General features: G+C 52.7%; 32 protein-coding genes, 2 pseudogenes and 1 riboswitch. Of the genes and pseudogenes, 8 read left to right on the top strand and 26 right to left on the bottom strand.

What is annotated here, in order from left to right:
- Positions 1-33: 33 nt before the first annotated feature.
- From thiH to thiC, 6 genes are read right to left on the bottom strand one after another with little or no spacing between them, the layout of a single operon-like run.
- Positions 34-1152, bottom strand: coding sequence for a 2-iminoacetate synthase ThiH (gene thiH / locus CSR04_RS16245; RefSeq protein ID WP_102797371.1), 1119 nt, complete (start codon positions 1150-1152; stop codon positions 34-36).
- On the bottom strand, positions 1149-1916 hold the full coding sequence (locus CSR04_RS16240) for a thiazole synthase (protein ID WP_102797370.1): 768 nt from the start codon (positions 1914-1916) through the stop codon (positions 1149-1151). Before CSR04_RS16240 ends, thiH begins: the two co-directional genes overlap by 4 nt.
- Before the next feature lie 3 nt (positions 1917-1919).
- On the bottom strand, positions 1920-2120 hold the full coding sequence (gene thiS, locus CSR04_RS16235) for a sulfur carrier protein ThiS (protein WP_102797369.1): 201 nt from the start codon (positions 2118-2120) through the stop codon (positions 1920-1922).
- Entirely contained in the window at positions 2111-2866 is a 756-nt protein-coding gene (locus CSR04_RS16230) for a HesA/MoeB/ThiF family protein (RefSeq protein WP_102797368.1), read from the bottom strand. Before CSR04_RS16230 ends, thiS begins: the two co-directional genes overlap by 10 nt.
- Positions 2859-4337 carry a thiamine phosphate synthase gene (gene thiE / locus CSR04_RS16225; protein ID WP_102797367.1) on the bottom strand — a complete coding sequence of 493 codons (1479 nt, stop codon included), beginning with the start codon at positions 4335-4337 and terminating at the stop codon, positions 2859-2861. The genes CSR04_RS16230 and thiE overlap by 8 nt, the downstream gene beginning before the upstream one ends.
- Before the next feature lies 1 nt (position 4338).
- Positions 4339-6276 (bottom strand): phosphomethylpyrimidine synthase ThiC, encoded by a 1938-nt coding sequence (thiC, locus tag CSR04_RS16220; protein ID WP_102797366.1) that lies wholly within the window; start codon positions 6274-6276, stop codon positions 4339-4341.
- Between the two features lie 105 nt (positions 6277-6381).
- A riboswitch (TPP riboswitch) is annotated at positions 6382-6495 on the bottom strand.
- A 152-nt stretch (positions 6496-6647) separates the two neighbouring features.
- On the opposite strand from thiC, the gene CSR04_RS16215 reads away from it, so the two are divergent.
- Genes CSR04_RS16215 through CSR04_RS25535 form a run of 3 tightly spaced genes read left to right on the top strand, consistent with a single transcriptional unit; the run spans position 6648 to position 7766 of the window.
- Positions 6648-7088 carry a T6SS effector amidase Tae4 family protein gene (locus CSR04_RS16215; protein ID WP_102797365.1) on the top strand — a complete coding sequence of 147 codons (441 nt, stop codon included), beginning with the start codon at positions 6648-6650 and terminating at the stop codon, positions 7086-7088.
- Positions 7085-7540, top strand: a complete 456-nt coding sequence (locus tag CSR04_RS16210) for a hypothetical protein (RefSeq protein WP_102797364.1) — start codon at positions 7085-7087, stop codon at positions 7538-7540. Before CSR04_RS16215 ends, CSR04_RS16210 begins: the two co-directional genes overlap by 4 nt.
- 22 nt (positions 7541-7562) lie before the next feature.
- Positions 7563-7766, top strand: coding sequence for a PLD nuclease N-terminal domain-containing protein (locus tag CSR04_RS25535; protein WP_102797363.1), 204 nt, complete (start codon positions 7563-7565; stop codon positions 7764-7766).
- A gap of 166 nt (positions 7767-7932) precedes the next feature.
- On the opposite strand, the gene CSR04_RS16200 is transcribed toward CSR04_RS25535, so the two are convergent.
- From CSR04_RS16200 to CSR04_RS16190, 3 genes are all read right to left on the bottom strand, one after another.
- Complete coding sequence (locus CSR04_RS16200) at positions 7933-8460, bottom strand: YbhB/YbcL family Raf kinase inhibitor-like protein (RefSeq protein WP_102797362.1); 528 nt, start codon at positions 8458-8460, stop codon at positions 7933-7935.
- A gap of 306 nt (positions 8461-8766) precedes the next feature.
- Entirely contained in the window at positions 8767-9078 is a 312-nt protein-coding gene (locus CSR04_RS16195; protein ID WP_102797361.1) for a hypothetical protein, read from the bottom strand.
- 523 nt (positions 9079-9601) lie between these two features.
- Complete coding sequence (locus CSR04_RS16190) at positions 9602-10849, bottom strand: Zn-dependent hydrolase (RefSeq protein ID WP_102797360.1); 1248 nt, start codon at positions 10847-10849, stop codon at positions 9602-9604.
- Positions 10850-10943: 94 nt separating this feature from the next.
- Between CSR04_RS16190 and CSR04_RS16185 the strand changes: the two genes are divergently transcribed.
- The 5 genes from CSR04_RS16185 to asnB all read left to right on the top strand — a co-directional run bounded on the left by CSR04_RS16185 (position 10944) and on the right by asnB (position 16137).
- Positions 10944-11372 carry a hypothetical protein gene (locus CSR04_RS16185; RefSeq protein WP_146027191.1) on the top strand — a complete coding sequence of 143 codons (429 nt, stop codon included), beginning with the start codon at positions 10944-10946 and terminating at the stop codon, positions 11370-11372.
- On the top strand, positions 11353-12795 hold the full coding sequence (locus CSR04_RS16180) for a sodium:solute symporter family transporter (protein WP_245921681.1): 1443 nt from the start codon (positions 11353-11355) through the stop codon (positions 12793-12795). The genes CSR04_RS16185 and CSR04_RS16180 overlap by 20 nt, the downstream gene beginning before the upstream one ends.
- The gene (locus tag CSR04_RS25425) at positions 12782-12904 is read left to right on the top strand and encodes a hypothetical protein (protein WP_281259797.1); all 123 of its coding nucleotides are present in this window, start codon (positions 12782-12784) and stop codon (positions 12902-12904) included. Before CSR04_RS16180 ends, CSR04_RS25425 begins: the two co-directional genes overlap by 14 nt.
- On the top strand, positions 12898-13971 hold the full coding sequence (locus tag CSR04_RS16175; RefSeq protein WP_102797357.1) for an aspartate/ornithine carbamoyltransferase family protein: 1074 nt from the start codon (positions 12898-12900) through the stop codon (positions 13969-13971). Before CSR04_RS25425 ends, CSR04_RS16175 begins: the two co-directional genes overlap by 7 nt.
- A 156-nt stretch (positions 13972-14127) precedes the next feature.
- The gene (gene asnB, locus CSR04_RS16170; RefSeq protein WP_102797356.1) at positions 14128-16137 is read left to right on the top strand and encodes an asparagine synthase (glutamine-hydrolyzing); all 2010 of its coding nucleotides are present in this window, start codon (positions 14128-14130) and stop codon (positions 16135-16137) included.
- Between the two features lie 510 nt (positions 16138-16647).
- On the opposite strand, the gene CSR04_RS16165 is transcribed toward asnB, so the two are convergent.
- The 17 genes and pseudogenes from CSR04_RS16165 to CSR04_RS16090 form a co-directional block, all read right to left on the bottom strand.
- Positions 16648-17100 carry a hypothetical protein gene (locus tag CSR04_RS16165; protein WP_146027190.1) on the bottom strand — a complete coding sequence of 151 codons (453 nt, stop codon included), beginning with the start codon at positions 17098-17100 and terminating at the stop codon, positions 16648-16650.
- Between the two features lie 42 nt (positions 17101-17142).
- Positions 17143-17403: a ribosome modulation factor gene (locus tag CSR04_RS16160; RefSeq protein ID WP_102797354.1), complete on the bottom strand. Its 261-nt coding sequence runs from the start codon at positions 17401-17403 to the stop codon at positions 17143-17145.
- 12 nt (positions 17404-17415) lie between these two features.
- Positions 17416-17742 carry a hypothetical protein gene (locus CSR04_RS16155; RefSeq protein ID WP_102797353.1) on the bottom strand — a complete coding sequence of 109 codons (327 nt, stop codon included), beginning with the start codon at positions 17740-17742 and terminating at the stop codon, positions 17416-17418.
- Positions 17743-17886: 144 nt separating this feature from the next.
- Positions 17887-18048 carry a hypothetical protein gene (locus CSR04_RS24985; protein ID WP_172449394.1) on the bottom strand — a complete coding sequence of 54 codons (162 nt, stop codon included), beginning with the start codon at positions 18046-18048 and terminating at the stop codon, positions 17887-17889.
- 12 nt (positions 18049-18060) lie between these two features.
- Positions 18061-18306: a hypothetical protein gene (locus CSR04_RS16150; protein WP_102797352.1), complete on the bottom strand. Its 246-nt coding sequence runs from the start codon at positions 18304-18306 to the stop codon at positions 18061-18063.
- A gap of 42 nt (positions 18307-18348) precedes the next feature.
- A complete protein-coding gene (locus CSR04_RS16145) occupies positions 18349-18564 on the bottom strand; it encodes a hypothetical protein (RefSeq protein ID WP_102797351.1) in 216 nt (71 codons plus the stop codon).
- A 109-nt stretch (positions 18565-18673) separates the two neighbouring features.
- Positions 18674-18892, bottom strand: a complete 219-nt coding sequence (locus tag CSR04_RS16140) for a hypothetical protein (RefSeq protein WP_102797350.1) — start codon at positions 18890-18892, stop codon at positions 18674-18676.
- Positions 18889-19221: a hypothetical protein gene (locus CSR04_RS16135; RefSeq protein ID WP_102797349.1), complete on the bottom strand. Its 333-nt coding sequence runs from the start codon at positions 19219-19221 to the stop codon at positions 18889-18891. Before CSR04_RS16135 ends, CSR04_RS16140 begins: the two co-directional genes overlap by 4 nt.
- Positions 19222-19225: 4 nt before the next feature.
- On the bottom strand, positions 19226-19573 hold the full coding sequence (locus tag CSR04_RS16130) for a Mor transcription activator family protein (RefSeq protein WP_172449393.1): 348 nt from the start codon (positions 19571-19573) through the stop codon (positions 19226-19228).
- A gap of 7 nt (positions 19574-19580) precedes the next feature.
- Positions 19581-20246 carry a regulatory protein GemA gene (locus CSR04_RS16125; protein ID WP_102797347.1) on the bottom strand — a complete coding sequence of 222 codons (666 nt, stop codon included), beginning with the start codon at positions 20244-20246 and terminating at the stop codon, positions 19581-19583.
- A gap of 1 nt (position 20247) precedes the next feature.
- Positions 20248-21483, bottom strand: a complete 1236-nt coding sequence (locus CSR04_RS16120) for a hypothetical protein (RefSeq protein ID WP_102797346.1) — start codon at positions 21481-21483, stop codon at positions 20248-20250.
- Positions 21484-21528: 45 nt separating this feature from the next.
- Positions 21529-21813: pseudogene (locus CSR04_RS16115) on the bottom strand (HU family DNA-binding protein); the annotation flags it as partial.
- 61 nt (positions 21814-21874) lie between these two features.
- Entirely contained in the window at positions 21875-22549 is a 675-nt protein-coding gene (locus tag CSR04_RS16110; protein ID WP_102797344.1) for a DUF3164 family protein, read from the bottom strand.
- A gap of 7 nt (positions 22550-22556) precedes the next feature.
- Positions 22557-23243: a DUF2786 domain-containing protein gene (locus CSR04_RS16105; protein ID WP_102797343.1), complete on the bottom strand. Its 687-nt coding sequence runs from the start codon at positions 23241-23243 to the stop codon at positions 22557-22559.
- 10 nt (positions 23244-23253) lie between these two features.
- The gene (locus CSR04_RS16100; protein WP_102797342.1) at positions 23254-24492 is read right to left on the bottom strand and encodes an ExeA family protein; all 1239 of its coding nucleotides are present in this window, start codon (positions 24490-24492) and stop codon (positions 23254-23256) included.
- 11 nt (positions 24493-24503) lie between these two features.
- Positions 24504-26276 (bottom strand): DDE-type integrase/transposase/recombinase, encoded by a 1773-nt coding sequence (locus tag CSR04_RS16095; RefSeq protein ID WP_172449392.1) that lies wholly within the window; start codon positions 26274-26276, stop codon positions 24504-24506.
- A gap of 11 nt (positions 26277-26287) precedes the next feature.
- A pseudogene (locus CSR04_RS16090) lies at positions 26288-26818 on the bottom strand (hypothetical protein); the annotation flags it as partial.

The raw sequence follows: 26818 nt of genomic DNA, 5'->3' as shown, positions 1-26818 counted from the left end.
AGTCTAACGCAGTCAGGCCCGGCGTCCAGCATTTCAGCCGGTCTGTGAATAGCTGCGCTCCCAATCTTTCCAGACCGGCTGTAAACCGGCGCGGCGCACCGCATTGGCAACATCCTTTGGCGTTCTGGCATCGTCAATCTCAAACTGTTCCAGCGCCGTTTCGCCGCCAGCATAGCCGCCTGGTTGGGTGCTGGACCCGGCACTTAAGCTGGTAATACCCAGGGGCAGAAGCTTGTCGCGAAACTGCGCCGACTCACGGGTGGATAAACTCAATTCCACCTCGCTATCCAACAGCCGGTAAGCACAAATAAGCTGCACCAGTTGTTTGTCGGTCATCTGGGTTTTATCTGTTAAGCCTCCAGAGCATGGCCGCAATCGTGGAAACGACAGTGAGTAACGACTACGCCAGTAAGTCTTTTGCAGATATTTGAGATGCTGGGCGGCAAAAAAACTGTCGGTACGCCAGTCATCCAGGCCAATCAGCACCCCCAAACCCATTTTATCCACTCCGGCCCGGCCCAAACGTTCAGGGGTATCCAGACGCCAGTCAAAGTCCATTTTTTTACCTTTTAAATGGTGCCTGGCATAAGTGCGGCGCCGATAGGTCTCTTGATACACCAGGACGGCATCCAGCCCAAGCTGGCATAACTCCAAGTATTCGGCTTCAGCCAGTGGCTGTACTTCCATGCTCAAATAGCTGAAATGGCGTTTTATCAGTGGTATGGCCTGGCGAAAATACGCCATGCCCACCTTGGTTTCGTGCTCCCCGGTGACTACCAGCACAGAGTCAAAGCCCATGGACTTAATGGCCTGGCACTCGGCTTCAATCTCTGCCAGATCCAGGGTTTTACGCCTGAGCTTATTGCTCATGGAAAAGCCACAATAGGTACAGTCATTGGCGCACAGATTCGACAGATACAAGGGGATGTAAAATTGCAGGGTATTACCAAAACGCTGACGGGTACGGGCATAGGAAAGCCGGGCCATGTGCGCTAAAAAAGGTTCGGCCGCCGGGGATATCAGCGCCATAAAGTCTTTCAGACCTGGTCTGGTGCTGTTCAGTGCCCGTTGTACGTCATTGGCGGTACAGGCATGGATCTGCAAAGTAACATCGTCAAAGTCCCACTGGGCCAGTTGTTTGGCAAAGCTCATAGCTGGTCCAGAAAATCAGTCAGTGGGCTGGAAGCCATGGCACTGCGCTGTACCGCACCAAGACCTGCCTGATAGGCCATGCGACCGGCTGTTACCGCTTGTTTAAATGCCCTGCCCATGGCAATTGGGTCTGGCGAAACGGCAATGGCGGTATTCACCAGTACTGCATCCACCCCCAGTTCCATGGCATGGGCGGCATGACTGGGCGCGCCAATACCGGCATCGACTATCACCGGCACCTGGCTTTGCTCAACAATGATCTCCAGAAAATCTTTGCTTAACAGGCCGCGATTGGAGCCAATCGGGGCGCCCAGCGGCATGACCGCCGCGCAGCCTACTTCCTGCAAGCGCTGACAAAGTACGGGATCAGCTCCGCAATAGGGCAGTACCACAAAGCCATCTTTAACCAGTTGCCTGGCGGCGTTCAGGGTTTCAATAGGGTCGGGCAACAGGTAGCGCTGATCCGGGTGGATCTCCAGTTTCAGCCAGTGAGTGCCCAGCGCTTCGCGGGCCAGATGGGCGGCAAAAATGGCTTCTTCGGCGGTTTTTGCCCCTGAGGTATTGGGCAGCAGCCTTACCCCCAGTTCCTGCAGGGGCGCCAGGATATCGTCTTTTCGTGCAACCAGGTCCAGGCGTTTAAGGGCCAGAGTGACCAGTTCGGTGCCACTGGCCGACAGGGCCGCCTGCATGTTCTGGGCGCTGGAAAACTTGCCGGTGCCGGTTAACAGGCGCGAAGAAAATTGGGTATTGGCAATGGTCAGCATCGGTTATCCTCCGGCGACGACTTTAAACAGGGTAATGCGGTCATGGTCTTTCAGTTGGGTGTGCGGCCACTGACTTTTACTGACCACTTGCTGATTCAGTGCCACCGCTATGCCGTTTTGTGGCTGAGCCAGGGTTTGCAGCAAGTCTGCGATACTGAGCGGCTGTGCAAATTGTTGCGGCATATCGTTAATCATCAGTTGCATATGGTGTCTCCACAGACCGGACATTGCGGGGCTTTGGCCAGGGTCAGGCTTTGCCATTGATGGGCTTTAGCATCGAATAACTTAAGCTGACCAAAGGGCACCTGCCCGGCACCAGTCAGAAATTTGATAGCTTCCAACGCCTGCATCAGGCCGATGATGCCCACCACCGGGCCGACGATGCCGCTATTGGCACAATTCAGCGACGGGCTTTGCGTCGGTTCGTACAAGCAGCGGTAGCAGCCATGATTTCTATGCGGGTGCAAGGCCAGAAACTGCCCCTCAAAACGTATGGCTGCCCCCACCAACAACGGCTTACCTGCCTGGTAGCAGGCGGCATTAATGGCCTGGCGGCTGGGCATATTGTCGGTGCAGTCAAGCACCAACTGGCAGTCACTCACCAGCGCCGGTAAGTTGTCGGCGTGCAGTTTTTTGTCCAGCGCTTCAATGCGGATATTGGGATTCACCGCCTGCAGGCGCTTTTGTGCCTGGCGGGCTTTGTTAGCGCCCAGACTGAAATTGTCGTACAAAGGCTGGCGGTGTAGATTAGTCACATCCACTTTGTCACCATCGGCCAGCAGCAACTGCCCGACACCGGCTCCGGCCAGATATTGCGCGGCGATACTGCCCAGGCCACCCAGTCCGACAATCAGAACGCGGGCCTGCTTTAATTTCTGCTGACCAGATTCGTCGATATCTTCCAGCAACAAATGCCGGCTGTAACGCATAAAGTCTTGATCATTAAGCATAATTAAGCCTCGCCAGCAGTTGCCGGACTACCTGCTCAGGTTGCGCCGCCTCGGTAATGGCGGTGACCATAGCAATGCTACCGACCCCGGTGCCAGCCACCGCATCTACCCGCTCCACACTGATGCCGCCAATGGCCACGCAGGGGATATCTTGCAGCAGTTGCACGTACCGACTTAAACGGCTTAAGCCTTGAGGTCTGGACGGCATGTTCTTGGTACGGGTTGCAAAAATATGCCCGAGCGCAATATAAGAAGGCTGAAAGCTGATGGCGCGCTGGATCTCGGCATAACCATGGGTAGAAATACCCAGGCGCAATCCGGCCTGTTGAATGGCAACCAGGTCGGCATCCTGCAAATCTTCCTGACCCAGATGCACACCGTAAGCCCCGTGTTTAATGGCCAGTTGCCAGTGATCGTTAATAAACAATCTGGCATTGGCTTCGCGTGCCAGTTTGATAGCCTGGGCGATCTGCGCTTTCTGCTCAGGGTTTGGGTTTGATTTGATTCTTAACTGCAAGGTGCTGACGTCCCACGCCAGCAGTTTTTCCACCCAGGCCAGGCTGTCTACCACCGGATACAGCCCCAGTGTCATGGTGCCTATGTCGGCGAAGGGGGCAGAGGGCTTGGCCTTATCGCTAAGCAAGCTGAATTGTGGGAAATCCCCGGCGCGTTGCGGCCAGCCCAGATGGGCCACCGGGCCGGGTCCTTTGCCAAGTCCCGCTGCGGCTTGCAGGCCTTGATTGATATAGGCCTTGGCAATACAAATGGCATCCTCCATTGGATAGTCCAGGGCAAATGTTGTGGCGATAGCGCTGGCAAAGGTGCAGCCGGTGCCATGACCATGGAGGGTGTTAATGCGCTTGCTGCTAAATCGCCATTGATGGGTCTGACTCAGGTACCAGTCATGACAATATTGGCCTGTCCAGTGCAAATGCCCGCCTTTCACCAGCACGGCCTTAACCCCATGATCCAGCAATACATTGGCTGCTACCTGCAGACTGGCAACATCTGTTGCTTCTACACCGGTCAACAGCGCCAGTTCATTGGCATTGGGGGTGATAATATCCAGCACTTGTAACAGTGGTGCGCAGTCTGCCAGTTGCAAGGCTGCCAGTTGGCTGCCGCAACTGGCTCTGGCCACCGGATCCCAGATAATCATCGGTGGCCTGGCTTGTTGTTTCAGCCACTGCAGAAACTCTGCCAAGGCCGCGATTTGTGCGCCATCGCCAAGCATGCCGATTTTAACCGCATTGGGCCAAAGGTCGGCCGCCAGGCTGTTAAGTTGGTTGGTTAATACTTCCAGTGGCACCGGCTGCACCTGCGTGACCGCCACCGAGTTTTGCGCAGTGATAGCGCTGATTACGGTGCAGCCGTGGCCGCCCAGCGCCTGTACCGTATGCAGATCGGCCTGCACCCCGGCACCGCCGCCCGAGTCTGAGCCGCCAATGCACCAGATAATGGGTTTGGCCATATCAGACGCTCGCTTTGGGTTTAGCCGGGTGATACAGCTCGCTGCCACTTTGTTTAAAGGCTTCAGACATCTGCTGCATACCCAGTTGCACTGTTTCCTGCTCACCGTCCAGGCCGGTTAATTTGATACCTGCCTGTTCCTGCGCAGCGGCGTAGTCGCGCACTTCCTGGGTGATCTTCATGGAACAGAATTTAGGGCCGCACATGGAGCAGAAATGTGCCACCTTGCCAGACTCCTGCGGTAGGGTTTCATCGTGGTAAGCGCGGGCAGTTTGTGGATCAAGTGCTAGGTTGAACTGGTCTTCCCAACGAAACTCAAAACGCGCCTTGGACATGGCATTGTCGCGAATCTGAGCGCCAGGGTGGCCCTTGGCCAGATCCGCAGCATGAGCAGCAATCTTGTAGGTAATCAGACCCTGTTTAACATCGTCTTTATTGGGCAGACCCAGATGTTCTTTGGGGGTGACGTAACAGAGCATGGCACAGCCGAACCAGCCAATCATGGCCGCGCCGATACCTGAGGTGAAATGGTCGTAGCCAGGGGCAATATCCGTGGTCAGGGGCCCCAGGGTATAAAACGGCGCTTCGTGACAATGCTCAAGCTGTTCGGTCATGTTCTCTTTAATCAGTTGCATCGGCACATGACCCGGGCCTTCAATCATCACCTGGACATCGTATTCCCAGGCGATTTTGGTCAGTTCGCCCAGAGTGCGCAGCTCGGCAAATTGGGCTTCGTCGTTGGCGTCATACACCGAGCCAGGGCGCAGGCCGTCACCTAACGACAAAGACACATCATAGGCCGCACACAGCTCACAGATGCCGCGAAAATGGCTGTAGAGAAAATTCTCCTGATGGTGGCTCAGGCACCATTTGGCCATAATCGAACCGCCGCGCGAGACAATACCGGTCAGACGTTTGGCGGTCATGGGCACATAGCGCAGCAGCACCCCGGCGTGAATGGTAAAGTAATCCACCCCTTGCTCGGCCTGTTCCAGCAACGTGTCGCGGAATACTTCCCAGGTCAGGTTTTCGGCTATGCCGTTGACCTTTTCCAGCGCCTGATAGATGGGCACGGTGCCAATGGGCACCGGACTGTTGCGTAAAATCCACTCACGGGTCTCATGGATATTACGGCCGGTGGATAAGTCCATCACCGTATCAGCGCCCCAGCGGGTGGACCACACCAGCTTTTCCACTTCTTCTTCAATGGAGGACGTCACTGCCGAGTTACCGATATTGGCATTGACCTTAACCAGAAAGTTACGGCCGATAATCATCGGCTCGGATTCCGGGTGATTGATATTGGCCGGAATAATGGCGCGGCCTTCGGCCACTTCGCGGCGGACAAATTCAGCACTGATATTGCCGGGCAGATTAGCGCCGAAGTGTTCACCCTGATGTTGTTTGTTTAACAGCTCACTTTTGACCCGCTCACGGCCCATATTCTCCCGAATGGCGATATATTCCATTTCCGGGGTAATGATACCGGCGCGGGCGTAATGTAACTGAGTGACGCACTTGCCCGGTTTGGCGCGCCGTGACCGATGTTTAAGTTCAAACCGCAGGTCGTCCAGGCTGATATCCGCAGCACGGGCCTTGGCATAGCTGGAGGAGCTTTCACTTAGATATTGGGTATCATCGCGCTCGCTAATCCAACTGTCCCTGACCAGCGGCAGACCGCTGCGCACATCAATATGGGCTTCGGGATCGCCGTAAGGGCCGGAGGTGTCATAAACCGGTACCGGCTCATTGGCCTCGTATACCGGCTGTTCTTTACTGCCGCCCACCAGGGTATCGGCCAGTTGAATCTCCCGCATGGCAACACGCAGATCATCGCGGCTGCCTTGCAGATAAATACGTTTGGAGTTGGGGTAGGGCTGGCCCTGCAGATCGTTTAAAAATTCCTGGGCCTGATGACGTAATTCGCGTCTGGTTGACATAGCATTCTCGCTTTTTTAGGTGGCTGAAATGCTTGTCAGGAGTGTTGTAAAGAGTAACGCCGCTTGGAACGCTCTCCCTTGGGGAGATTGGACGGCTTAAGACCTGGGCGTTACGCTCTTGTTCCCTTCGCAGGTATTAGCCTGATCAGGTTCAACGGATCCCGCTTATGCGGTCTCAGCTCGCCCGGTAAACCGGACTGAGCACTCCGACAAGATAAAAACTGCAATCAGTATAAGGGCAGAAAAACCTTTATTGCAACAGGGGGATAAGTTGGCTGTTATCAGATTACCGTAGGCAGTTATAACGCTTTTGCTAGATATTATTATTTGGTCTACGATGGGATTACGGACTGAATTCAAGGAGGAAATTAATGTCTGCATTATCTTTTCAAACACTGTGGGATAACCACCCTTGGCCTCACTCACCATGTGACACAACGGCGTTCACAAATCAATGTGCGATAAGGATGGGAGTAGCACTGGAATTGTCAAATGTTGATACATCAGGTTTTGATCAGATGTTTCCACAGCGCCGCTGCTATCCGGGCTTTGGACATAGCCCTAAGCATATTTTAGCCGCTCAACAACTAGCTGATTGGATGAACTCGGACATCCCTAAGTTTGGAGCTTGTGTAAAACTAAAACAGGTAACAAGTGGTGACTTTGGAGGAAAGAAAGGGATCGTTTTTATTAAGAATGGTTGGGGAACAACTGATCATATTGACCTTTGGAACGGCACGGAAATGAAAGCTGGGTCGCCAGATTATTTTTCTCGAGGCCAGGAAGTATGGTTTTGGGAGATAAAGCGATGAAAAGAATTAGCACAGTTTTGCTATTTATGTGTTTTTCTTGTAGCGCCACAGATATTACGGATTCTGCCAATGTTGCAGGAATGGAACTGCAATTAGTCAGCGCTAATGGCAAGTGTGAGTTGCGTTTTCTACAAGATGGTGAATCCAAGTTTTTGTCTCTAAAGCCAGAGCCCCCCTGCTTTTTTCTGCGTCGCGGCACAAGTGAACCACAGCGCTTTAGTTATCCCAAAGTCAATGTAGATTATGTGCTTATGGTAGCAGGCAGCGCATTGAACGAGCGACAGAGAACGCTTTGGAATCTGTCAGAAGATATGCAATGCGGCAGCATGCGGCAAGGCGTGCTGTTTAAAGCAGGACAGATTGAAGTAACTCCAGAGGTGATAAAGGATAGCGTCACGTGCAAAAACACGGGCGCTGACGAGAAAGACTTTTGGTCTTTTTCTCATCATTAACTGTTGTAAGTGAATTTAATAAATGGCGGATACAATTTTTATTATCAGTTTGGCCCTACTAATTTGGTTGCTTCCGATCATATTTGTTGTTAGACGGCAGCATAGCAGGCAAAAGAAAATAGTCTGGTCGATTCTGCTAATTGCACTACCTATATATGGCTTTCTGTTTTATTTGTTTTATTCATATATATTGTGCTTTGATAAAGAAAATAGTAGCAGAAGCTAATTTTATTTTTGAATTTGCATTAAAGGATAAGGCGGTTTATACCGCCTTATCTATATTCCACCACTAAGAAAGCTTAAGCATGGCCTCGCCGATAGCCGCTAAATACCTAATTCCACTCGCTGGTTTTTCTCTGTGGCCTCTGCGGCTCTGCGGTGAGTATCATCCCTTACCGTACGTAAGTGGCGGTTAAGGTGGCTTTGGCCAGGGCTTTGCTGTTCAGGGTATAGCCCACTACAGCCGGGGAGATATCCACCGGGAAATCCAGCTTTTCATCCGGCAGGGCCCAAATAGTAAATTGGTATCTGTGCATGCCATGGCCCACCGGCGGGCAAGCGCCACCAAAGCCTGGCTGGCCATAATCGGTACGGGTTTCCAGTACCTTATCCAACTTACCTGACGCGCCGCGGGGCAGGCTGTGGGTATCGGCCGGAATATTCAGCGCCAGCCAGTGCCACCATCCGCTGCCGGTTGGGGCGTCCGGGTCATACACGGTAATGGCAAAACTCTTGGTGCCGTCGGGAGCGCCTTTCCAGGCCAGGGCTGGCGACAGATTTTCGCCACTGCAACCAAACCCTGAATATTCAAAAGTCTTGGCCATTCGCTGGCCCTCCTGAATATCCGGGCTGCTGAGTTCCAGTGCAGATAAGGGCAGAGCCAGTAGCAGGGTTGTTGCAGACAAAAACCGTTTACACATAGTTGTTTCCTTGTTGTACGGAATCTTGCTCAATTGAAAAAAGGTCCGATGCACTATTGCCGTTCTCAGCTATTGTTGAATGGACTGCGTCATTTTTCAACCAATTGGAACTTGCTATGGCGTAGCAAATTAAATTGGCGTAGATGGATTACTACCGCGACGGCCAAAAAGCCGCTACTGGCACATGTGTTTTGGAACGGTGGTGGCGGACATACGATTTTGGTTGCCGGCCATCACAATAACAATACGATTTTCTTGGATCCCGGGTTGGGTCTGGTTGAAGTCGCCGATACTGAAGGTATACCGTCATCCTTTTTCGCGTGTTTGCTGATGGCGGTGAAACGACAAGTTCGTACCAAGCCAGATTCCACACCCATATAAGCAGGCCACTAACATCCACACCACTGCAATAAGTGGGATATCGCTGAGTGCGATTTCTGTGGCACTGAGTAAAATGGCAATAAAAATAGTGAAAGATACAAGCCCCCACTTCACTAATCCCTCAAGTAGCACAAAACGGAGCATGCCTTTTTGTTTTGTTGCTAGCCAGGCCTTAACTTCCTGATTATCCCAATAGTGATATTTGGAGTTGTATTTAATAAAGAGATCCTTAACCATTTACTGCTTCCTTTTTCTTAAATTAAATTCCGTCTCTGTTTACGTTTTTATAGGGTTAAGATTTTCTCTCCATACAAAAATTATTTAAATCATTTTAAGTATGGTGTGTTTATTTGATTTTTTAAACTTACCAACCTCTGTATTAATCTTCACTTTGTCCGCTTTGTTATGATGGTAAGTATCATGGATACCCTAAAGCGACAGCTCTGAACTACCAGCTGGATTGCCTGAGGGTTACTAACGTTATGTGTGTGCAGGCTGACTTAAATGCTAGCGGAAGTTGCTTTGTTAGATCAATGTTAATTAATTATTTTGTTGTTTAAGGTATTGGAGATTTAAAAATTCTGGCGTTTTTTTGTTATGAATTTATAAAACAATTTGAGGCTATTAAAAATAGTTGATATCTGGTTTTTTTAATTTAAGCCAATAAAATCAATGTTTGCGGGACTGGTGAGCGAGATGCGTATAATTTGTCAGGTTTGCCAAAATATACGCAAAGCTCATTCCGTCGCTCATGCAGTGACTATGTGCCCTGAGCGTATTTAAGCGCAGTCTGTAGCAGCAAGTTTGCGCCGGTGTGCACGTCTTGCCAATGGGTCCATTCGTCCGGGGCATGGCTAATACCCCCTACACTGGGTACAAAGATCATACCGGTTGGGGTAATTCTGGCCATATACTGGGCGTCGTGTCCGGCACCACTGGGCATGACCTGATAATCCAACTCCATACGCTCGGCCTGCTGACAAAATGCCTGGATAACCTCGTCAGACATGGCCTGCGGCTCCAGCCAGCTCATCTGTTCAAACTCAAACATCAGATTATGTTTGCGGGCAATACTGGACAGCACCCGGCGACAGGCATCGGCTAGATTACGCATGGTTTGCGGGTCGGTATCGCGGCCTACCAGGGTAAATTCGGCCTCGCCCGGTACCGTATGAGCATAGCCGGGTTTCAATTCCACCCGCCCTACGGTCAAGCGGCTTTTGTCTGAACCTTCTTCATTGATAATACGCGGGATTTCGTGGGCAAAATCGGCCAGGCCCATAAAGGCATCACTACGCATATCCATCGGGGCGGTGCCGGCGTGATTGGCTTTACCAATTAGTCTGACCAGCCACTTATATACACCGGAGATGGCCTCTACCACGCCGATAGGCTTGCCGATTCGCTCCAGCACCGGCCCTTGCTCAATATGCAGCTCTAAAAAGGCGCGAAAATGTTTAGGATCAAGCCGCGCTGTTAAGGCGTCAAAAGCATTCAGCCCGCAGTTGGCCATTTCGTCCTTAAGGTAGATATGACTGGCGTCGTGTGCGTTCTCCAGCCATTGAGGGGTGAGTTCGCCCGTAATGGCCTGCACTCCCATCATACCGCCGAAACGACCTTCTTCCTCGGCAAAGGCATAGACTTCCAGCGGGTACTGATAGTCCAGACCGCTATCTCTGAGTACCCGCATACATTCCAGTCCCGCCAACACACCCAGGGTGCCATCGAACATACCACCGGCCGGCACGGAATCTATGTGGGAACCCATCGCCACCACCGGTTTGTTGGCATCTGCCTGCATACTGCCAATCACATTACCGGCACTGTCCATACGGGCATAAAATCCTTCGTCTTCAAATTTTTTAATCAGCCAGCGTCGGGCTTGCATATCGGCTTCGGTGAAACCTAAGCGAAACACACCTTTCGACTCGGGGTCATAGCCTATATGTGACAATTCCAGTAAATCATTTTGCAGACGGCTAAGTTCGGTTTGTAACCCTTGCTTCATAACAACTCCTTTGAATTGAGTGAATCTTCGGCATTTTGTTTAGAGTACAAATAAATGTTAGCATGGACTTTAAATGTTAAGCAGAGGAGACGTCATGAGGACGATCCCAACGCTTCTCCTGGGCTTGTTGTTGATGATCTGTACCCCAGTTCATGCAGCGCAAACCCTGGAATCCAGGGAAGGTTACTTTGTACTGGAGTTTGAAAACCACAGCAGTGCCTATGACAGTCTGGAGATTTTTCAGATGGTAGAAGGAAAGCCAGCGCCAGTTGCTGTGCAGACCTTTGATGTCACTGGGCAGCGCCAGGCAACCTTGTCTGGTTTCGCCAATGGTGAATACCTGGCCAGGCTGATTGACAGCAGCGGTGAACACTCACCGGTGGAGCTGGCACGGGTGCAGGTAACACACCGTTCCCTTTACCAGGCTTTGGCGCTGTTTGTATTGGGCCTGGCGGCATTTTTAATGTTGCTGGGGATCTTACTCAGTTTTGTTCGCAGGGAGCGTGACGGCCACTATGCTTGATGCACAGTTGGATTCGGGATTGGCGCTGGCCATCCTGATCGGCTTCGGCCTGTTGTGGGTAGCTTTTGGTTGGTATCTGGGGCGGGGTAATCGCAGTATTGATGATTACGCCCTGGCCGGGCGTAACGTGGGGTTTGCTTTTGCTACCGCGACCGCCATGGCGACCTGGATCACCAGCAACACTACCCTGGTGGCACCGCAGTTGGCTTACCAGTTCGGTATCTGGGGCATGATTGGCTATAGCATGGCCGCCCTGGGCTTGATTCTGTTTGCGCCTATGGCGGCGCGTATCAAATCTCTGATGCCGCACGGCTTCACCAGCGGCGACTTTATTCGCACTCGTTTTGGCCCCACCGCCTGGGCCGTGTTTATGCTTATCTCGTTGTTTTATGCCATGGGCTGGCTGGTCAGTCTGGGCATGGCCGGTGGCATCTTGCTTTCCTCTTTAAGTGACCTGGACTACCACACGGGCATGACGGCAATCTTGCTGATCTGTGTTGCTTATACCTTGCTGGGTGGCTTAAAAGCGGTGATTGCCACCGACTTTGTGCAGTCCATTCTGATTTTGGTTGGGGTGGTGATCATTGCCTGGTTTTGTATCGACAAAGTGGGCATCAGCCAGATTCACCAAAATGTCAGCGAGCTGCAGCCAGAGCTCCTCAATCTGGCCTTCCCAGCTGCGATTATGTTTCTGTTTAACAACATCTTTTTCGGTATTGGTGAGATATTCCATTCTAATGTCTGGTGGTCGAGGGCCTTTGCCTTTAAAGGTGGAGTGGGGAAAAAAGCCTTTCTGACCGGTGGCCTGTTATGGTTGCCTATTCCTATTGTCACCGGCTTTGTGGCGCTGGCCGCGCTGTCTTTAGGGATTGTACCGCCCAGTGCCGATATGGTGGGCCCTTTGGTGGCGGCCAGGTTGCTGGGCAGTATTGGTGCGGTATTTGTGTTTGTGGTGGTATTTTCGGCCCTGGCGTCCAGCATGGACAGCCTGCTGGCCGCTACGTCGGATTTAATCACGCAGGACGGCTACAAACGCCTGCTTAATCCCAAGGCAGACAGCGATACTTTGCTCAAGGCCAATAAACGTATCGTGATTGGCCTGGGGCTGCTGACCTGGCTGCTATGTCTGCCGAAAGTGGCGACCCTGGGCGCATTGTTGAATTTCACCGGTGCCTTTGTGGCATCCGCTATCTGGCCAATTCTGTTTGGCTTATATCATCCTGCTCTGACCGGGCGTTTTGCCAGTGCGGCGATGGCCTTAGGCATCGTCAGTGGTCTGACCCTATACTTCGTAGTGGGCTTTTATGTGGCGGCCATCAGTAGTGCATTGGTGTCGCTGCTTATCTGCTTGGCTGGTGTCTATCTGGCTCCTGGCAAATTCGACTGGCAAACCTTTAAGGAGGCCAGAGATGTATCTGAGTGAATCCCTGTTAGCCATATTGGTGTGGGCAGCCCTGGTGGGTAGTGCTCTGGCACCGGTTATTTTATTGCTGCTTTATCAGCGCGATCTCAAGGATAAGAACCTATGGTAGATCCCAACCTTGAACAGGTTATACAGTTTGAACGCAGCCGTCCTGACGTGCATGGCGACGCCCATCCGAAAAAGTTGCTGCGCGCTATCGTTGAGGAAGGCGATCACCTGGCTAAGCTGTCTAATCAGCATATTTATTCGTCGGATCAATTTGACCGCGATACCTTGCTGCAACTCTTTCGCCTGGCCGCCAAATATGAGGCCAACCCAGACAGGTTCAGCAGTTCCCTGAACGGCCAGATCCTGATCTCGGCTTTTTATGAGCCCAGTACCCGCACGCGTTTGTCGTTTGAAAGTGCCTGGCATCGCCTGGGCGGCGATATTATGTCTATTACCGACCGCTCCACTACCGGAATTGCCAAGGGCGAATCCCTGCGGGACGTGGCGGAAATGTTTAATAACTACGGTGATTGCGTGGTACTGCGTGACTCTAAGGAAGCGTCGGTGCGGGATATGATGGATGCCTTGCGCATTCCGATTATTAATGCCGGTAACGGCACCGATGAACATCCCACCCAGGCATTGGCAGACTTGTACACCATTTTTAAATGGCGCCCGGATCTGGTCACCGACAACCCGGGCGAGCCGCTCAATCTGTGCCTGGTGGGGTTGCCAGCCAAGATGCGCACGGTACGCAGTTTATTAAAGCTGCTGTGCTATTTCCCTGAGGTGTTTTCCACAGTAACAGTAGTTAACGATAAAAGCTGCAAGGCCATGTTCGCCGAAGGCCAGTTAGAACAACTGGAGGAGTTCGGTTTGCAGGTACAGACCGCCGATGATCTGGACGAGGTGCTGCCGCAGGCCGATGTGGTGTATATCAATGCCATCTCCTGGGAAGGTAACTCCTTTAAACAGTATGGCAAAAAGTACCATTTGGATGCCGCGTCGCCCTTAAAACCCGAAGCCATTATTCTGCATCCGCTGGCCCGTGGCGAAGAACTCAGCACCGATTTGGATAACACCCATCACAACTGGTATTTCTCCCAGGCCAGGGGGGCGGTGTTTTTGCGTATGGCGCTGCTGACCTGCCTGGTGAAGCGGGCTGAGCTGGTGTTGGATGTGATCTAGTTGATTCGGACCTGCGGCTTCCTGCCTGCGGTCCTGAGTCGCTACGCAAAAGCGTGGTTTTGCTTCGCTCGCATTTTCAGGGGACTGAAAATGGCGATACATCCTGTATCGCGTCTACGTTGAAGCCCCGCTAATGCAGAACAAACAGGAGTATTTATGTGTGGAATAGCAGGTATTTTCGCCGCCCGGCCTGAGCAGGAGGTGGATTCGCAGGTGTTGGTTAATATGGCCGCCATTATGCACCACCGTGGGCCGGACAATTACGGCTATTGCAACCCGGCCGGTGTTGGCATGGGGATGAGCCATGCCCGCCTGTCTATTATTGATTTAAATGAAAACCGTGGCCGTCAGCCGTTTTTCCTGCATGGTGGCCAGATTATTTTCGCCCACAATGGCGAATTTTATGATTATCAGCGCCTGCGCGGTGAGTTAACTGCTCTGGGCGAGCATTTCGAAACCAAAAGTGATTCTGAGATTGTCCCGCATCTTTACCTGCGACTGGGTATGGCTGAAACCCTCAAGCACCTGCGTGGTGAGTTTGCCTTTTCCCTGTTCGACGAGCAGCAGGATTGCCTGTATCTGGTGCGTGACCGCTTTGGCATAAAACCGTTGTACTGGACAGAAGTTAACGGCCAGTTAGTGTATGGCTCCGAAGTTAAAACCGTGCTGGCACACCCGGATGTTAAGCCGGAGTTTGACAGCCAGGGGCTATTTCACCAACTGATCCAGGTGATGGTGCCAGGCACCACAGCCTTCAAAGGTGTGCACCAGGTGGAGCCAGGTCATATGCTGAAGATTCAGCGCCGGGATGGCCGCTTTGTGATTGAAACCAGTAAATACTGGGATATGGATTTTCCCACTCCGGATGCCAGACCCAGGCTGGACGATGAAAGCTATATTCAGGGCGTACGCAGCCATCTGCTTGAGGCGGTGCAATTACGTCTGAATGCCGATGTGCCGGTGGGCTGTTATTTATCCGGCGGCATTGATTCATGCTCTATTTTAGGTCTGGCGTCTGCCGCCAGTCAGGATCCTATTCGCGCTTTTACCATCAGTTTTGACAATGATGAATATGATGAGGCCGCTATTGCCACCGAAATGGCCAGGGCCACAGGTGCCGAGCAGGATATTCTGAAACTCAATGCCGACCTGCTTTACGACAATTTTGCCCGTACCATCTGGCATACCGAGCGCACTATTTACAATACCCTGGCGGTGGCCAAGCTGATGATGAGTCAGCATGTACGGCATGTGGACTATAAAGTGGTGCTGACCGGTGAGGGGTCTGATGAGCTGTTTGCTGGTTATCCGGCGTTTCGTAAAGACATGTTCCTGCATGGCATGGAAGGACTGGACACGGAACAGGCCGAGGAATGGCAGCGCACCTTGATGGAGTCAAACAAACTGTTTCAGGGCGCGATGCTGCCTAAAGACGAGTACGTATCTGAGCGTATCAATGCCAAAGTAGGCTTTACACCAAGCTGTCTGCAGCCCTGGCTGGGATGTTCGGATCTGGCCAGGCAACTGCTGCATCCGGCCATTCGTGATGAACTGGCCGAATATGAACCTGGTGCAGCCATTGCCGATCGTCTGGACGAGGACTTTCTGAAAGACCGCCACCCTCTGGACAAGGCCCAGTATGTGTGGATTAAAACCATGCTGGAAGGGCAGATTCTGACTTGGGGCGGCGACAGGGTCGATATGGCGAATTCCATGGAAGCCCGCCCGGCCTTTTTGGACCATCATTTGGCGGAATATGCTGCCACTATTCCGCCGGAGCTGCGTATTCGCGGCAGTAAGGAAAAGTACGTACTGCGCGAAGCTATGAAGGGCCTATTGCCAACCGTATTATATGAGCGGCAGAAATTCGCCTTTATGGCCCCGCCGGCGCATACCGACGAGAAGAAATGGAATAAGCTGAAAGGCTTGTTTGAACGCTATGCTTCCCCGGCAAAGCTTAAGCAGGCAGGGTTAATTGATACGGCCTTTGTGGATGAGCTGATGCGTCGTCAGGAAGACCCGGCCACCCCTGCGGCTGACAAAGTGCAGGTGGATGCCGTGTTAAATCATGTGCTGGGGGTGATGCTGCTGCATCATCATTTTATTGAACAGGATATCAGCCAGCTGGCCTATGACCGGGCTCAGCAATTAGGTTGGGTAGTTTAAGTGTTGCGGATTGGTCGGCACAACTAAGTGGTCAGTAATTAGTCGTCAGTTGGCAGTAATCAGTTGGCAGAGCAGGGGCGACCTGAACTGCCAACTGTAAAGTAACCACGGATTTTGAAGCTATTGTTGTTGGGCTTAAGCCCAACCCACAGTGGGTCGAAATTGATTTCGACAGCAAACCCAGTCTAAGCACCGTGGGTCGGACTTGAGTCCGACGGGATGTAAGCTAAGTGGTCAGTAATCAGTCGGCAGTTAGCAGAAATCCGTTGACAGAGCAGGAGTGCGGGTCAGACTAAACTGCCAACTGCCAACTGCCAACTGCCAACTGCCAACTGCCAACTGCCAACTGCCAACTGCCAACTGCCAACTGCCTTACATGAAGAGAGATGAGAAATATCAAAGGGAAGGGTGAGAAAAATACAGGGATAGAGTGGGATGGAATGGGAAGGATTGGGATGGGCAATTGAAACGGTGTTTCAATATATGAAGAGAACCTTAACCCACCATTCCCTATACTCTATATGAGCTGTCATACATCTTTAACTTCTTCCACTCATTAGCGGGTACCGGAACTCTAAACTGATTGAACAAGCCGCTAAACTCATCCTTGTCTTCAGCCCGCATTCTTGTGTAGGCGTTATGTACGCACATACGAACCTGGGCGTTTCTGACCTTCTTAGGGTTTACTGGATGTTTAAAGGTTGGACCCCTTGTTGGTATCGCAGCTTTAGCGTTGAAACAATCTATAACTCTGGGTACCAGGTGCTCAGCATCTGCTCGGTAGTCGGAGCCAGCAGTGCTGTAATAAATGCTAATCAGGCTGTTGTAACCATTGTCAAATGATGATTTGGCAAACTCTTTACGGTACACCACCGTCAACCAAATGCAGATAGCGAAAGCCAACAATCCCAGCAGAATAAACGCAGCAATAAACAAATTTCTATTATCTTGATTGGACTTCATTGCCCACACCTCCATTTCAGCCGCAGCATAATACATCAAAACTCAATCAGATGGGGCTTGAGATTTGACCAGGGAGCGTAGCTCAGCCAGTTTTAATTGCGTCTGGCTTTGGTTACAAGTTTCACGGTGGGTGTACTTTCCCTGAACAAAGTCCATTTGATCCTTGGCGTCCCTATAGCCGCGCATCCAATCAAGGCGCTTGTGTGTGATCTTGTAGCGGCAGCTATCAAGGCTCTGGCCTCTTTCTGCTGCCAGGTAACCTTTGTCGTAATAAATAGTGGTGCTTCTGCTATTGGAACTCATCGGCCGCTCAGACTATGGGTGAAAAGGTGGAAAGTAGTAGTTGTAACCGGGCACCCAGGTTAACCCTAGCTTAACCAAGGCCGCTTCTGTTGCATCCTGGCGTAAGTTCTTGATCAACGGTAAGCCAGCGCTAAACGCGATTACGCGCCACGGTTTGTCCTGGTAAGCCCGCATGGTGATATAGCCACATTTGTTGCCAGTACTGTCCACTAAGGTCCAACGGCATTGGTTAAAAGCTGGAATGGTACTGTTTACTACTAGCTTTGGTTGATACTGGTCACGGTCCAGTACAGCAGGTGCAGCATCAATAATCCATTCGATAGCGTTTGCTGGTGGCATCTGATAGCAATCAACAAGATAGTCCCGCAGTTTGTAAAACTGTGGGTGAGGTGGTCGGGGATAAATGCAATTGTTGCGCATAGATAGGGAGCAACGGGCGCGAACTGGCCCGTTACTTAGTGCTCAGGCTTAATGCCATAGTGTTTATGGTTTAATAGGTGGTTTGGCTTGGGCTTCTAACAACGCTTTAAGCTGGCGCTCATGCCGGTCTGTTTTGGCCCGCAATCCCTTAATCTTGACCGATAAACCCAATAGTGCTGCCATCAAGGCCAGTAAGATAAGTACATCTAGCTCCATCATAATCATACGATCTAGCTCCTAAGCCTGGCCCTGTGCGGCAGGCATAACTTGGTTGGATTCAAGGGGGTCAGCTGTGGTACGAAGCATGTCTATGGCTTCATTGCGCCCAATATTGGCAATGTAGTCACTGATCCCAGGGCTTCCATCACCAAAGGGTACAACGGTTAAAAAAAAGCCCATCTTGGTTCCGTACATACTTTGAAGCACCATGTCTAATTTGCCTGCTAAGTGCCTCATCGCTTCTTCTTGTGCAGGTGTTGCCATATCAATTGTCTCCTTAGTTAATCGTTGGTTATAAAGCTGCCATTACCTTCCATACTTCCGCCGCCGAGCCTTGCGACTCAACTTGCGGTTCTTCTTACGCTTGCGATCCCGGCACTTGGGGCGCGGCATATCAAGCGGATTAGGGTTGCCCAGGCGCAGGCGAAAATAAGGCTCCACCGGTTCATCCACCATGGGGGTGGCAGAACCCGACAGCGCCACAGCCAGAGCTAACTGCAATCGGCTAAGTCGCACTGTCATACTCCTTGCTGCCTAAATGCCAATGCGGCCAGCAACTCATACATCTCGTTAAACTCGCTCTGGCTATATGGATACCGCTGACGAATAGCGGCCGTGATCTTATTCAGTGTCATTGGGTGGTATTCCTCTTGGCTGGAGTAAACAGTTTGCATACGCCACGTTCCTGCACCCGCAGGGGGCCTAAACCGCTAACGTGGCAGTGGCTCACAAACTGGCCAGCGCGGTCACCGACCGCCAACTTGTGATGCTTACAGTTGGCGCAACAAGGCGCATCATCGGCCACATAACCAATTTCCTGTCTAATCAGTTCGGTAAGTTCTGGCTTCATTTGTTGCTCTCTGGTTGATAACCCACCTTATCCAACAGCGCCTTGGCTTCAGCTAACACGGTGCGCTCGCAGTAACCAAACACTGGCAACCACAAACCATTTAGCTTTACGCCCAGGCCGGTTTTGCCTCGCAGCGTTCTGCTGTGCACGGTTAACTCTGGCTGCTGTTGGGCAAGGGAAAGGTGTTCGGGCGGCACAGCGCCCACATGGTTGGTTAGGTAATACACCGGCTTGTCATTTGACCAGCTCAGCGCCCTTATCTGGTGAGTACTGGTAACTGGCCCACCAGGTACCTTGTGAAAATTGACATCCTGAAGAAAGCTGTACATCACCTTACTCCATGTCAAAAGTGGCCTGATCACCATAGTTAGCCCGGCTATGCTGCACGCGGGCCTCTTCGATGATCCGGTAAATTTGCTGGGTGCTCAGATTGTGCTTAAGCGCCAGCGCCTCGTGGTTATTGCCGGTAAAATCGGCAAGAATACGGCTATTGCGCAGAATCTTATCCAGCGCAATGTCGCGGGGTATCTGCAGGGGCACACCGCCGAAGTTCTTCCGCACCATATCGACAGTGTTGTAAGCCACCTGGTAAGCCAATTCCTTGTCAATACCTTGCTTAACCATACCGTCCAGCATGGTTTGCAACATTTCGTTCAACAGGCTGCGGGTAAACTCTTTCATGACGGCTTTACCCTCCGTATCTGCGCTGCAGGCCGTCAATGGTATCCAACACCTGCTGACACACCGGGTAAGCCGCACGGTGAATGTCATGCACGCGCTCAAACAGCAATTGAATCTCGGTCAGGTCGCCATCGCTCGCATGCTTGGCCGATTTGGTCAGCACCGAACTCACAAAGTGTTCAAACCTGCGCGGTACCGCCTCAATTAATGCCCGGTGGTGATACTTCTTCAGGCACTCAATCAGTATGCTGCTGTAGTCGTTCATCCAGTCCAGCTTGCTGGGTACCGGCTTGCTTACCGCTTTGCAGTACTCTGTCAGTTGCTTCTGCGCCCACCGCTCCAGGGCAGCAAACCCCGGTTCGCGAATAAAGCCCTGCTGGTGCATAGTGGCCCACAGGCTCAGTAGCTTGCGTAACCAAGTTGGATTGGGTTTATAGTTGCCCTTGGCCGTCAACTTAAAGCCGTGCTGAATAAAGTGCTGCAGCACCTTTACACGGTCATTGCGGGTCATTTGCGACGTAGACGTTTTACCGGTTAACGACCGCAGCACAGTCTGCCGATACTCGCTGCCAGGGTCTTTATCCTGGGTGTCAAAACCGGCTTCCTGGGCCGCAATAGCAATCAGTTGTTTTTGCTTGCTGTCAGGCAGGTTGAATAAGTTAATGGTCGCCATGTCAGCCCCCTAAACGCGCCATAAAGGCGGCAGTCTCGGTCAGGTGACGGTGCACTTCACCATGTTCAGGAAAATGCCTGGCCAAATGCTGAACAATCGTCGCTTTCTCGGCTGCGCCGGTTACCTGGCTTTTTAAGTCAAACTCGCATAGCTCGTGTTTAATGGCTTGCAGGTCGCTAGTGGCCGGTTCCTGTAACAAATCATCGAACATACTGGCCAATGCCTGGTCATTGGCTTTGCTGGTCTTAGGGGCAGCGGTCCTGGGCTTATTCTTTGGCTCTGCGGCAAAGCGCTTTGCTCTTTTCGTCACTTTGTCCGCAACAATCAGATCAGGTTTAACTGACTGCAAATAATCAATGCCCGCCAAACTTAATCCATATGGGCCATTAATACCGCGTACCAGGTAACCCAGATTGTTTAACTGCTGGAGCGGTATGGAAAGGTCTTTAGCCGCACAACCAAGAGCGGCCGCTAACTGCTTGGGATACAACAAACTGCCAGCGCTGGTCAGTTCCACCAAAACACTAATCGTCAGGTCTTGCTGCTTGGCCTTGGTCAGCGTGGTGGGTTTCTTCGGTGGGCTCTGGGCGTCTGAGTCAGCACAAGGCGTGTCATCACTATTTTCTGCATCCAGGTACCCTTCATCCGGTTCCGCAGCAAGAACCTTACTGCCATTCTGCATGGCTGCCTTCTGTTCTAAGCGCTGCGCAGTCTCGCGGCCGTCAGCTACGATGCTTGCGGTCATCGACATGTCTGCAGTTCTTACTGCGTCCTGCACTTGTAGCGGTACCTCCACTCCCTGGTCCCGCAACCAGTTCACCCCACCAGGTGACAGGTGGTAATACTCGCCAAATTTCAGTACCAATCCTTTTTGGCGGATCAAATCTGTCAGCAAATGCTTTAGTGCTGAAGTCGGTAGTCCCGCCTTAATACCAATACCGCTCAGCGTCAGGCGCTTGATGCTGCTACCCAGTGTGCGCAGTACCGCCATTTCAGGCGACCACCCAGGCGTGTTGGCTCCGCTTGTTGGGTCCGACTCTTGCTCAGTGACTGGGCGATACTTGTCGCCAATACGGTGCGCCTTATTCTGTTCGGCCAGTGCCCTTAACGCGTTTAACACCTCGCCTTTCTCAAGCATGGTGCATTCAACTATATCCTGTAGGCTGGCGGGCTCACCTGCACCTTCCAGGTACTTAAGTACGTCTTGCTGCTGCTGTTGCTGGATTTCAATTTGCATAACCGAATCCCCCGAAATAGCCCAGGCTATGCCTGGGCAGGTTGCTTAGTTCACTGCTTCCTTCAGCGCTTTGGCAGGCTTAAACACCACCGCGCGGTTGGCTGCAATCTGAATGGCCTCACCGGTTTGTGGGTTGCGCCCGGTGCGAGCGGCTCGCTCCTTTACCTTAAAGCTGCCAAAGCCCGCCAAACTTACTTCTTCGCCCTTGGCCAGTGCCTCCGTAAACAACTGTGTTGCAGCATCCAAACTGCGGGCCGCAGTGGCTCTGCTGATGTCAGAGCGGGTGGCAATAGCGTCAATAAGTTCTTGTTTCTTCATGTGTCTACTCTCGTTAAATGTGGCATTACGCCGGGTTTAGGTTGGGTTTGTTGGGCGGTAAAACCGCCAACGGTTACGCCGTTGTCGCAGCTTGTTCGGCTTCGTCATCAGCTAACTCCTGTGGTGGCTGTGGCTCAATGCTTGAGAACTGCAAAGGCATGGGGTCCCAGCCATTGTCTTTGTTGCGCTTGTAGAACCTCAGATACGCTTTGGTACCAGACACAAACATGGCTTTGCGCAGGGCTTCTACAGCGCTGCGATACAGGGGGTGTTTAATGTCTTTGTTGCACACGTCGATCAGGCGGGCCACGTTGACCTTGCCGTCTTTCATGTCAAAGGCGTTATCCAGAAACTCCCCGGCATCTTTACCGGCCGTTTCCTGAATGGCCTGCAGGTACAGGGCAAACTTCTGTCTGGCGACTTCAATGCTGCTGTCCACTTCAATTTGCTTATCAATGGCCCGCTGCACTCTGAACTGGCCGTCCACCGTGGTGAACTGCACATTGCCCTGGATACGCTCATACTTTTTAATGCCGTGCTCGTGGATCATATTTTCAATAGCGTCTTCAAGGGCTTTCATGCTGTCGTATTTAAAACACGCAATAGCGTCATGCAGCGCCTTAGCACGTGGCCACAAGGCTTTTACCAGTGAGTCTTCCGTGCGCTGCTGAACACTCAGGTTTTCTTCCTTAATCAGGTTGCCTTCTGCGTTCATTACGTAGCCAGGCGGGATTTGAATGGTATTCATGGGTCACCTATCGGGTTAGTTTTGCTGTTTCCCGGCCACCCACAGGGCGATCCAGGCGTACGTTTTTGGCCGCTTTACGGCCCTGGTAGAAATCGTCATCACGCAGCTTGACGCCTTTTTTGCTCAGGCTGTCGTGGGGGTCTTTACTCTGCAGGCTGGGGTACTTCATACCCTTGTATTCCTGGATCAGCACCTGCTGCTCTTCGGTTAGGGCAAAGGCCTGCACCCTGGCTTTCACTTCACCCACCCAGCCCCAGGCAAAGGCATCGCCACGCTGGGTTTTGGTTGTGCGCTTGCATTGTTTGGGTTGGTTGGCTACATACTCGCTGCGGGCATCTTTTAACTGGCGGTACAGCACACTGAAACAGTATCTAGCCAGTTCTGGCTGGGGCTTAATGCCCAGAAAGTACACGTAGTATTCCTGGCGCAGGAACGACTTGGAAAACACCGCTTCCACGCCAAAGGCCCGGTTTATGGTATCTACCAACGCGGCCTCGTAGCTGTTCACCCGGCCGCTGTCCAGCAGGTGGCTCACCCGGTCACAGTCGCTCAGTGCCACCGACTGCTGGTCAATACTGTGCTGCTGCATCAGTTTCTGGGCGCGGCTCAGTGCTGCGGCCGCTTCGTGCGGGTTGCTGCTTTTGGCCAGCGCCAGCAACTTTTTAATCTTGTCTATAATCTTGTCGCTGCTCATCGCTGCCCCCTTACAAGCTTTCTTTCAGGGCATTGATTAACTCAGCGCTAACCATTTCACCGGTCTGAGCAGCCATATTCATGGCCGCCGCCACAAAGGCGTTCACCGTCAATGGGTAGCTCATATCGATCACATCGCAGCCGTTGGCAATGCCGTATTGCTGGCGGTGAAACAGCCGCTCACGCAGTGCCGCCAGGCCGTCAGCCGTCAACACACGGTCATAGTCACCGCCTACGCGGCTAAACTTATGCCGCAGGTACGGCTCCAATGAATCTGCCAGCGGGAATAACGTGATCATTTGGCAGCGGCGGGTAAATTCGCGAATATGCGTTTGCTGGGGGCTAAGCTTGTCTTTCAGTTCTGACTGGCCAATCAATATAATGGCCATCAATTTGCGGTAACCGTTGTCCCATTCGCCAATGACTTTCAGCCACTTCAGCACGTCGTCGCGCAACCGGTGGGCTTCTTCAATCACCAACACAAACTGGTACCCTAGCCGTGCCTGGTCCTGTAAGGCCTGGTGGATCAGTGCCTCGTTATCTTCCTGGTTAGGCTTGGCAATGTTGATCTTCAGCATGCGCTTCATGGCCGCCAGAATGTGCTGTGAATCCAGCTTTACCTTGTCCAGGCAATACGGCTCCACCACAATCACCTTGTCATGATGAATCGACAGGTGGTGATAAAACGCCCGCTTCACTTGTGACTTGCCCGCACCAGACTCAGCAACCAACGCCATAATGGTGCCGGACAGCGTGGCATTCAGCATGCTCTCACGCGCATACAGCTGCTGCGGGCTTAAGAACAGGTCGTCCGGGCCATGGATCTCATTCACAAACGGGTCGCGGGCAATGCGAAAGTGTTGTCTTGCCTTGGGTGTCAGCATTTCTAGCTCCGGTTGGTTAAATACGTCGTTGGGGGCCACGCGCGTGGCGCGAGGTTGGTTCGGGCGCACCATACTGGCTGGCACGCGCACAATTTTTTCATCAGGCGCGTCCTCCCAGGCACGGGCTATGTCTTCTTCCGGCACCTGGTTAGCGGTCAAAAAGTTGCGTACCACCGCCTTAAATTCGTCCGCATGGGCTAGCACGGTTTTGGGCCACTCCTGCCGACGTAACAGCTTGTTCAGCGTGGTGTGGTGCATCACAAACGGGTGCTGCTCGTTAGCTCGCAGCACCTCTGCCAGGTGACGTTGCTGCAACCCGTGCTTCGCCAGGCAATGGTTCAGGTAGTAAGGTGTGTGTGTCGACATAAGGCGGCTCCTTAACTCACCACGCGCAGTGCCGGTTTAGCAGGCACGCCGTCGCGGATTTGGCTTAAAATGGTTTCCAGGTCTTGCTCGGCAACGTCTTCCAGGCTGTTTAGCCAGGCCAGTTCATCGGCGGTAAAATCGCGAAACAGCTTACCCAGCAGCCACATTTTCATTTGCACCCGCGACACCATGCGCTGCTGGGGCTTGGGTATGGCTGTGGGTTCAATCTGGCTGCCGGTTTTCTGCATGTAGGCAGGGGTTTGGCTGGCCGCGTCCTGCAGGTACGAGTGGGCCTTTATCTGGCCATTGAAAGGGGTCTTTTGTTTAGCCTTGGCTTTGGCTATGTCCTGGTCGTTCAGGTCTGGGTACGCCGCTCTGTCTGCGGCCTTTTTGCGGCGCTCCACGTCGGTGTCTGGAGCAGCCGCGTAGTTTTCGCCAAACACCGGGCCTGCCACAGGCATACCCGACAGGCTGTCGAATTGTTCCGGGCCAATGTGGTGCACCTGGTGGCTGCCATCGGCCAGGTTTATGTCCACCCGAATGTCTGCCGCACTGTATACCAGGGGCGCAACCAATACCTTCATGCCCACCTGTACACCAGCGCAATCACGCAGGCTGTATTCGGCCGACTTACCCAAATGTGGGTGCCGAAAACTAATGGTCAGGTTAGCCGCCACGGTGCGCTCCTGGGGCTTGCTGGTCAGCAGTGCACGGCAAATGTCTTCATTCGGCAGTAAGCGCAGGTGTTCTTTGCGAATGGTTTGCCACAGGCCATAGCGGGCCAGCGGGGTGGCCATGCCCTTGCGGCTCAGGCGTGTGTCCTGGCCGGGAATGCAATTGGCGTTATAGGCATGGCACCAGGTTGCGGCCGCGGCATTCAGTTGGTCCACATTGTCTACCGGTTCAAACTTCAGGCGGCATTCAAACTGGGTTTCTACCAGGTTGTTAGCCCCTTCCACCGCGCCCTTGGCGCGCGCCTTCCCGGCTTCGTGGGTCAGGTGCTGTACGTCAAGCTGGTCCAGAAAGTGTTTAATGGCGGGGCTGGTGTTGGCGCTGCCCTTGTCCCAGTACAGAATTTTGGGCACGCCGTGCAGCACCTTGGTGCTGTCTTTCTGCCAGGCGAAACACAGAAAGTCGAACAGATTGCGGGTGTTTTCCCCCGCCGCGGCGTAATAGCGCACGGCCATGGTTGCGCTGTAATGGTCAACCAATACATAGCGCCAGCACTTCAGCTTGACCTTGGCGTAGTTTTCCAGCTTGTTTTTATAAAACTGGTCGGCTTCCATAATGTACTGCTTGCCGTCACCCAGGTAATACACCAGGCATAACGACGGGTCCACCTGGTGCACGTGATTAGGGTGCAGGCTGCGCACACGGGTATGCGGTGAGTCGGTACGCAGCGCCTGGTTGCTGGTGCCGCGGCGGCGCATCAGGCGGTTCAGGGTGGAGGGGGTAACGTCTACCTGGTAGCCATTGTTAATCGCAATCCCCCTGGCCACCGTGGTGGGCATGGTCAGCTTGCCGTTCTTACGCACGCTTTGCACTCGCAGGCTTTCCAGCACGGTCATGGTCTGGTCGTCTACGCTCGACTGCCCGGCGTCTACCCGACGCTTGCGGCCGCTCCGCCAGCCCATGTCTTCCAGTTTGCGGTACAGGGTGGGCATGCTCCAGCCATACAGGGCGGCAGCGTCTTTGAGGATCTTGCCTTTTTCACCGTGCCTAGCACCGCCAAGCTGGGCAATCAGCGCCCTGAGTACATCCAGTTCCACTTGGTTGATCCCCATGGCTGCCTCCATTACTGTGCGTCGTCGGCCGCAGCGGCCAGGTCGGCCAGTACGTCTTGTGGCACCCGGCGAATATCGGCATAGGGCAACTGCATGGCGTCCTGCAGCAGTACGGCATAGCCCTGGGCCAGCTGTTCAATGCTGAACATATACGTGCCTACCATCAGCTCGGCGGCTTCGCTGCTGATTTGCCCGGTGGCAATTTCCATCTCTACCGTTTCGCGTAGCTGGTTCAGCATATCCAGGCCCTGCAGGCCACCGTGTACGCTTTTTAGTACCTCATCCAGCCAGGTCTGCACTTTGGCCTGCCACTGGTCGGCCTGGTACTTGCTCTGCTCAAGCTGGGTTAGCAGTTGCTCTTCGCGCTGGCTTTTTTCCTGGTTGATTTTGCGTACCGAATCCAGCGTGGCTTTGGTGTGCTGCAGTTCCTGGCTAACGCTGTCTAACTGCTTCTTGTGGCGGCTGTGAATATCGTCAATCAGCTCCTGGATGGCTTCTTTGTCGCCTTTTTCCACCGCCTCATGTTCCAGTACCAGGGCTTG

The sequence above is a fragment of the Bowmanella denitrificans genome (genome assembly GCF_002887595.1).
Lineage (GTDB): Bacteria > Pseudomonadota > Gammaproteobacteria > Enterobacterales > Alteromonadaceae > Bowmanella > Bowmanella denitrificans.
Note: the sequence above shows the minus strand (reverse complement) of the source record. Positions and strands in the feature narration are given on the sequence as shown.

Excerpts from the sequence above, each read along its gene's own strand:
- thiH (WP_102797371.1), bottom strand. The coding sequence starts at position 1,152 with ATGAGCTTTGCCAAACAACTGGCCCAGTGGGACTTTGACGATGTTACT.
- CSR04_RS16240 (WP_102797370.1), bottom strand. The coding sequence starts at position 1,916 with ATGCTGACCATTGCCAATACCCAATTTTCTTCGCGCCTGTTAACCGGC.
- thiS (WP_102797369.1), bottom strand. The coding sequence starts at position 2,120 with ATGCAACTGATGATTAACGATATGCCGCAACAATTTGCACAGCCGCTC.
- CSR04_RS16230 (WP_102797368.1), bottom strand. The coding sequence starts at position 2,866 with ATGCTTAATGATCAAGACTTTATGCGTTACAGCCGGCATTTGTTGCTG.
- thiE (WP_102797367.1), bottom strand. The coding sequence starts at position 4,337 with ATGGCCAAACCCATTATCTGGTGCATTGGCGGCTCAGACTCGGGCGGC.
- thiC (WP_102797366.1), bottom strand. The coding sequence starts at position 6,276 with ATGTCAACCAGACGCGAATTACGTCATCAGGCCCAGGAATTTTTAAAC.
- CSR04_RS16215 (WP_102797365.1), top strand. The coding sequence starts at position 6,648 with ATGTCTGCATTATCTTTTCAAACACTGTGGGATAACCACCCTTGGCCT.
- CSR04_RS16210 (WP_102797364.1), top strand. The coding sequence starts at position 7,085 with ATGAAAAGAATTAGCACAGTTTTGCTATTTATGTGTTTTTCTTGTAGC.
- CSR04_RS25535 (WP_102797363.1), top strand. The coding sequence starts at position 7,563 with ATGGCGGATACAATTTTTATTATCAGTTTGGCCCTACTAATTTGGTTG.
- CSR04_RS16200 (WP_102797362.1), bottom strand. The coding sequence starts at position 8,460 with ATGTGTAAACGGTTTTTGTCTGCAACAACCCTGCTACTGGCTCTGCCC.
- CSR04_RS16195 (WP_102797361.1), bottom strand. The coding sequence starts at position 9,078 with ATGGTTAAGGATCTCTTTATTAAATACAACTCCAAATATCACTATTGG.
- CSR04_RS16190 (WP_102797360.1), bottom strand. The coding sequence starts at position 10,849 with ATGAAGCAAGGGTTACAAACCGAACTTAGCCGTCTGCAAAATGATTTA.
- CSR04_RS16185 (WP_146027191.1), top strand. The coding sequence starts at position 10,944 with ATGAGGACGATCCCAACGCTTCTCCTGGGCTTGTTGTTGATGATCTGT.
- CSR04_RS25425 (WP_281259797.1), top strand. The coding sequence starts at position 12,782 with ATGTATCTGAGTGAATCCCTGTTAGCCATATTGGTGTGGGCAGCCCTG.
- CSR04_RS16175 (WP_102797357.1), top strand. The coding sequence starts at position 12,898 with ATGGTAGATCCCAACCTTGAACAGGTTATACAGTTTGAACGCAGCCGT.
- asnB (WP_102797356.1), top strand. The coding sequence starts at position 14,128 with ATGTGTGGAATAGCAGGTATTTTCGCCGCCCGGCCTGAGCAGGAGGTG.
- CSR04_RS16165 (WP_146027190.1), bottom strand. The coding sequence starts at position 17,100 with ATGAAGTCCAATCAAGATAATAGAAATTTGTTTATTGCTGCGTTTATT.
- CSR04_RS16160 (WP_102797354.1), bottom strand. The coding sequence starts at position 17,403 with ATGAGTTCCAATAGCAGAAGCACCACTATTTATTACGACAAAGGTTAC.
- CSR04_RS16155 (WP_102797353.1), bottom strand. The coding sequence starts at position 17,742 with ATGCCACCAGCAAACGCTATCGAATGGATTATTGATGCTGCACCTGCT.
- CSR04_RS24985 (WP_172449394.1), bottom strand. The coding sequence starts at position 18,048 with ATGATTATGATGGAGCTAGATGTACTTATCTTACTGGCCTTGATGGCA.
- CSR04_RS16150 (WP_102797352.1), bottom strand. The coding sequence starts at position 18,306 with ATGGCAACACCTGCACAAGAAGAAGCGATGAGGCACTTAGCAGGCAAA.
- CSR04_RS16145 (WP_102797351.1), bottom strand. The coding sequence starts at position 18,564 with ATGACAGTGCGACTTAGCCGATTGCAGTTAGCTCTGGCTGTGGCGCTG.
- CSR04_RS16140 (WP_102797350.1), bottom strand. The coding sequence starts at position 18,892 with ATGAAGCCAGAACTTACCGAACTGATTAGACAGGAAATTGGTTATGTG.
- CSR04_RS16135 (WP_102797349.1), bottom strand. The coding sequence starts at position 19,221 with ATGTACAGCTTTCTTCAGGATGTCAATTTTCACAAGGTACCTGGTGGG.
- CSR04_RS16130 (WP_172449393.1), bottom strand. The coding sequence starts at position 19,573 with ATGAAAGAGTTTACCCGCAGCCTGTTGAACGAAATGTTGCAAACCATG.
- CSR04_RS16125 (WP_102797347.1), bottom strand. The coding sequence starts at position 20,246 with ATGGCGACCATTAACTTATTCAACCTGCCTGACAGCAAGCAAAAACAA.
- CSR04_RS16120 (WP_102797346.1), bottom strand. The coding sequence starts at position 21,483 with ATGCAAATTGAAATCCAGCAACAGCAGCAGCAAGACGTACTTAAGTAC.
- CSR04_RS16110 (WP_102797344.1), bottom strand. The coding sequence starts at position 22,549 with ATGAATACCATTCAAATCCCGCCTGGCTACGTAATGAACGCAGAAGGC.
- CSR04_RS16105 (WP_102797343.1), bottom strand. The coding sequence starts at position 23,243 with ATGAGCAGCGACAAGATTATAGACAAGATTAAAAAGTTGCTGGCGCTG.
- CSR04_RS16100 (WP_102797342.1), bottom strand. The coding sequence starts at position 24,492 with ATGTCGACACACACACCTTACTACCTGAACCATTGCCTGGCGAAGCAC.
- CSR04_RS16095 (WP_172449392.1), bottom strand. The coding sequence starts at position 26,276 with ATGGGGATCAACCAAGTGGAACTGGATGTACTCAGGGCGCTGATTGCC.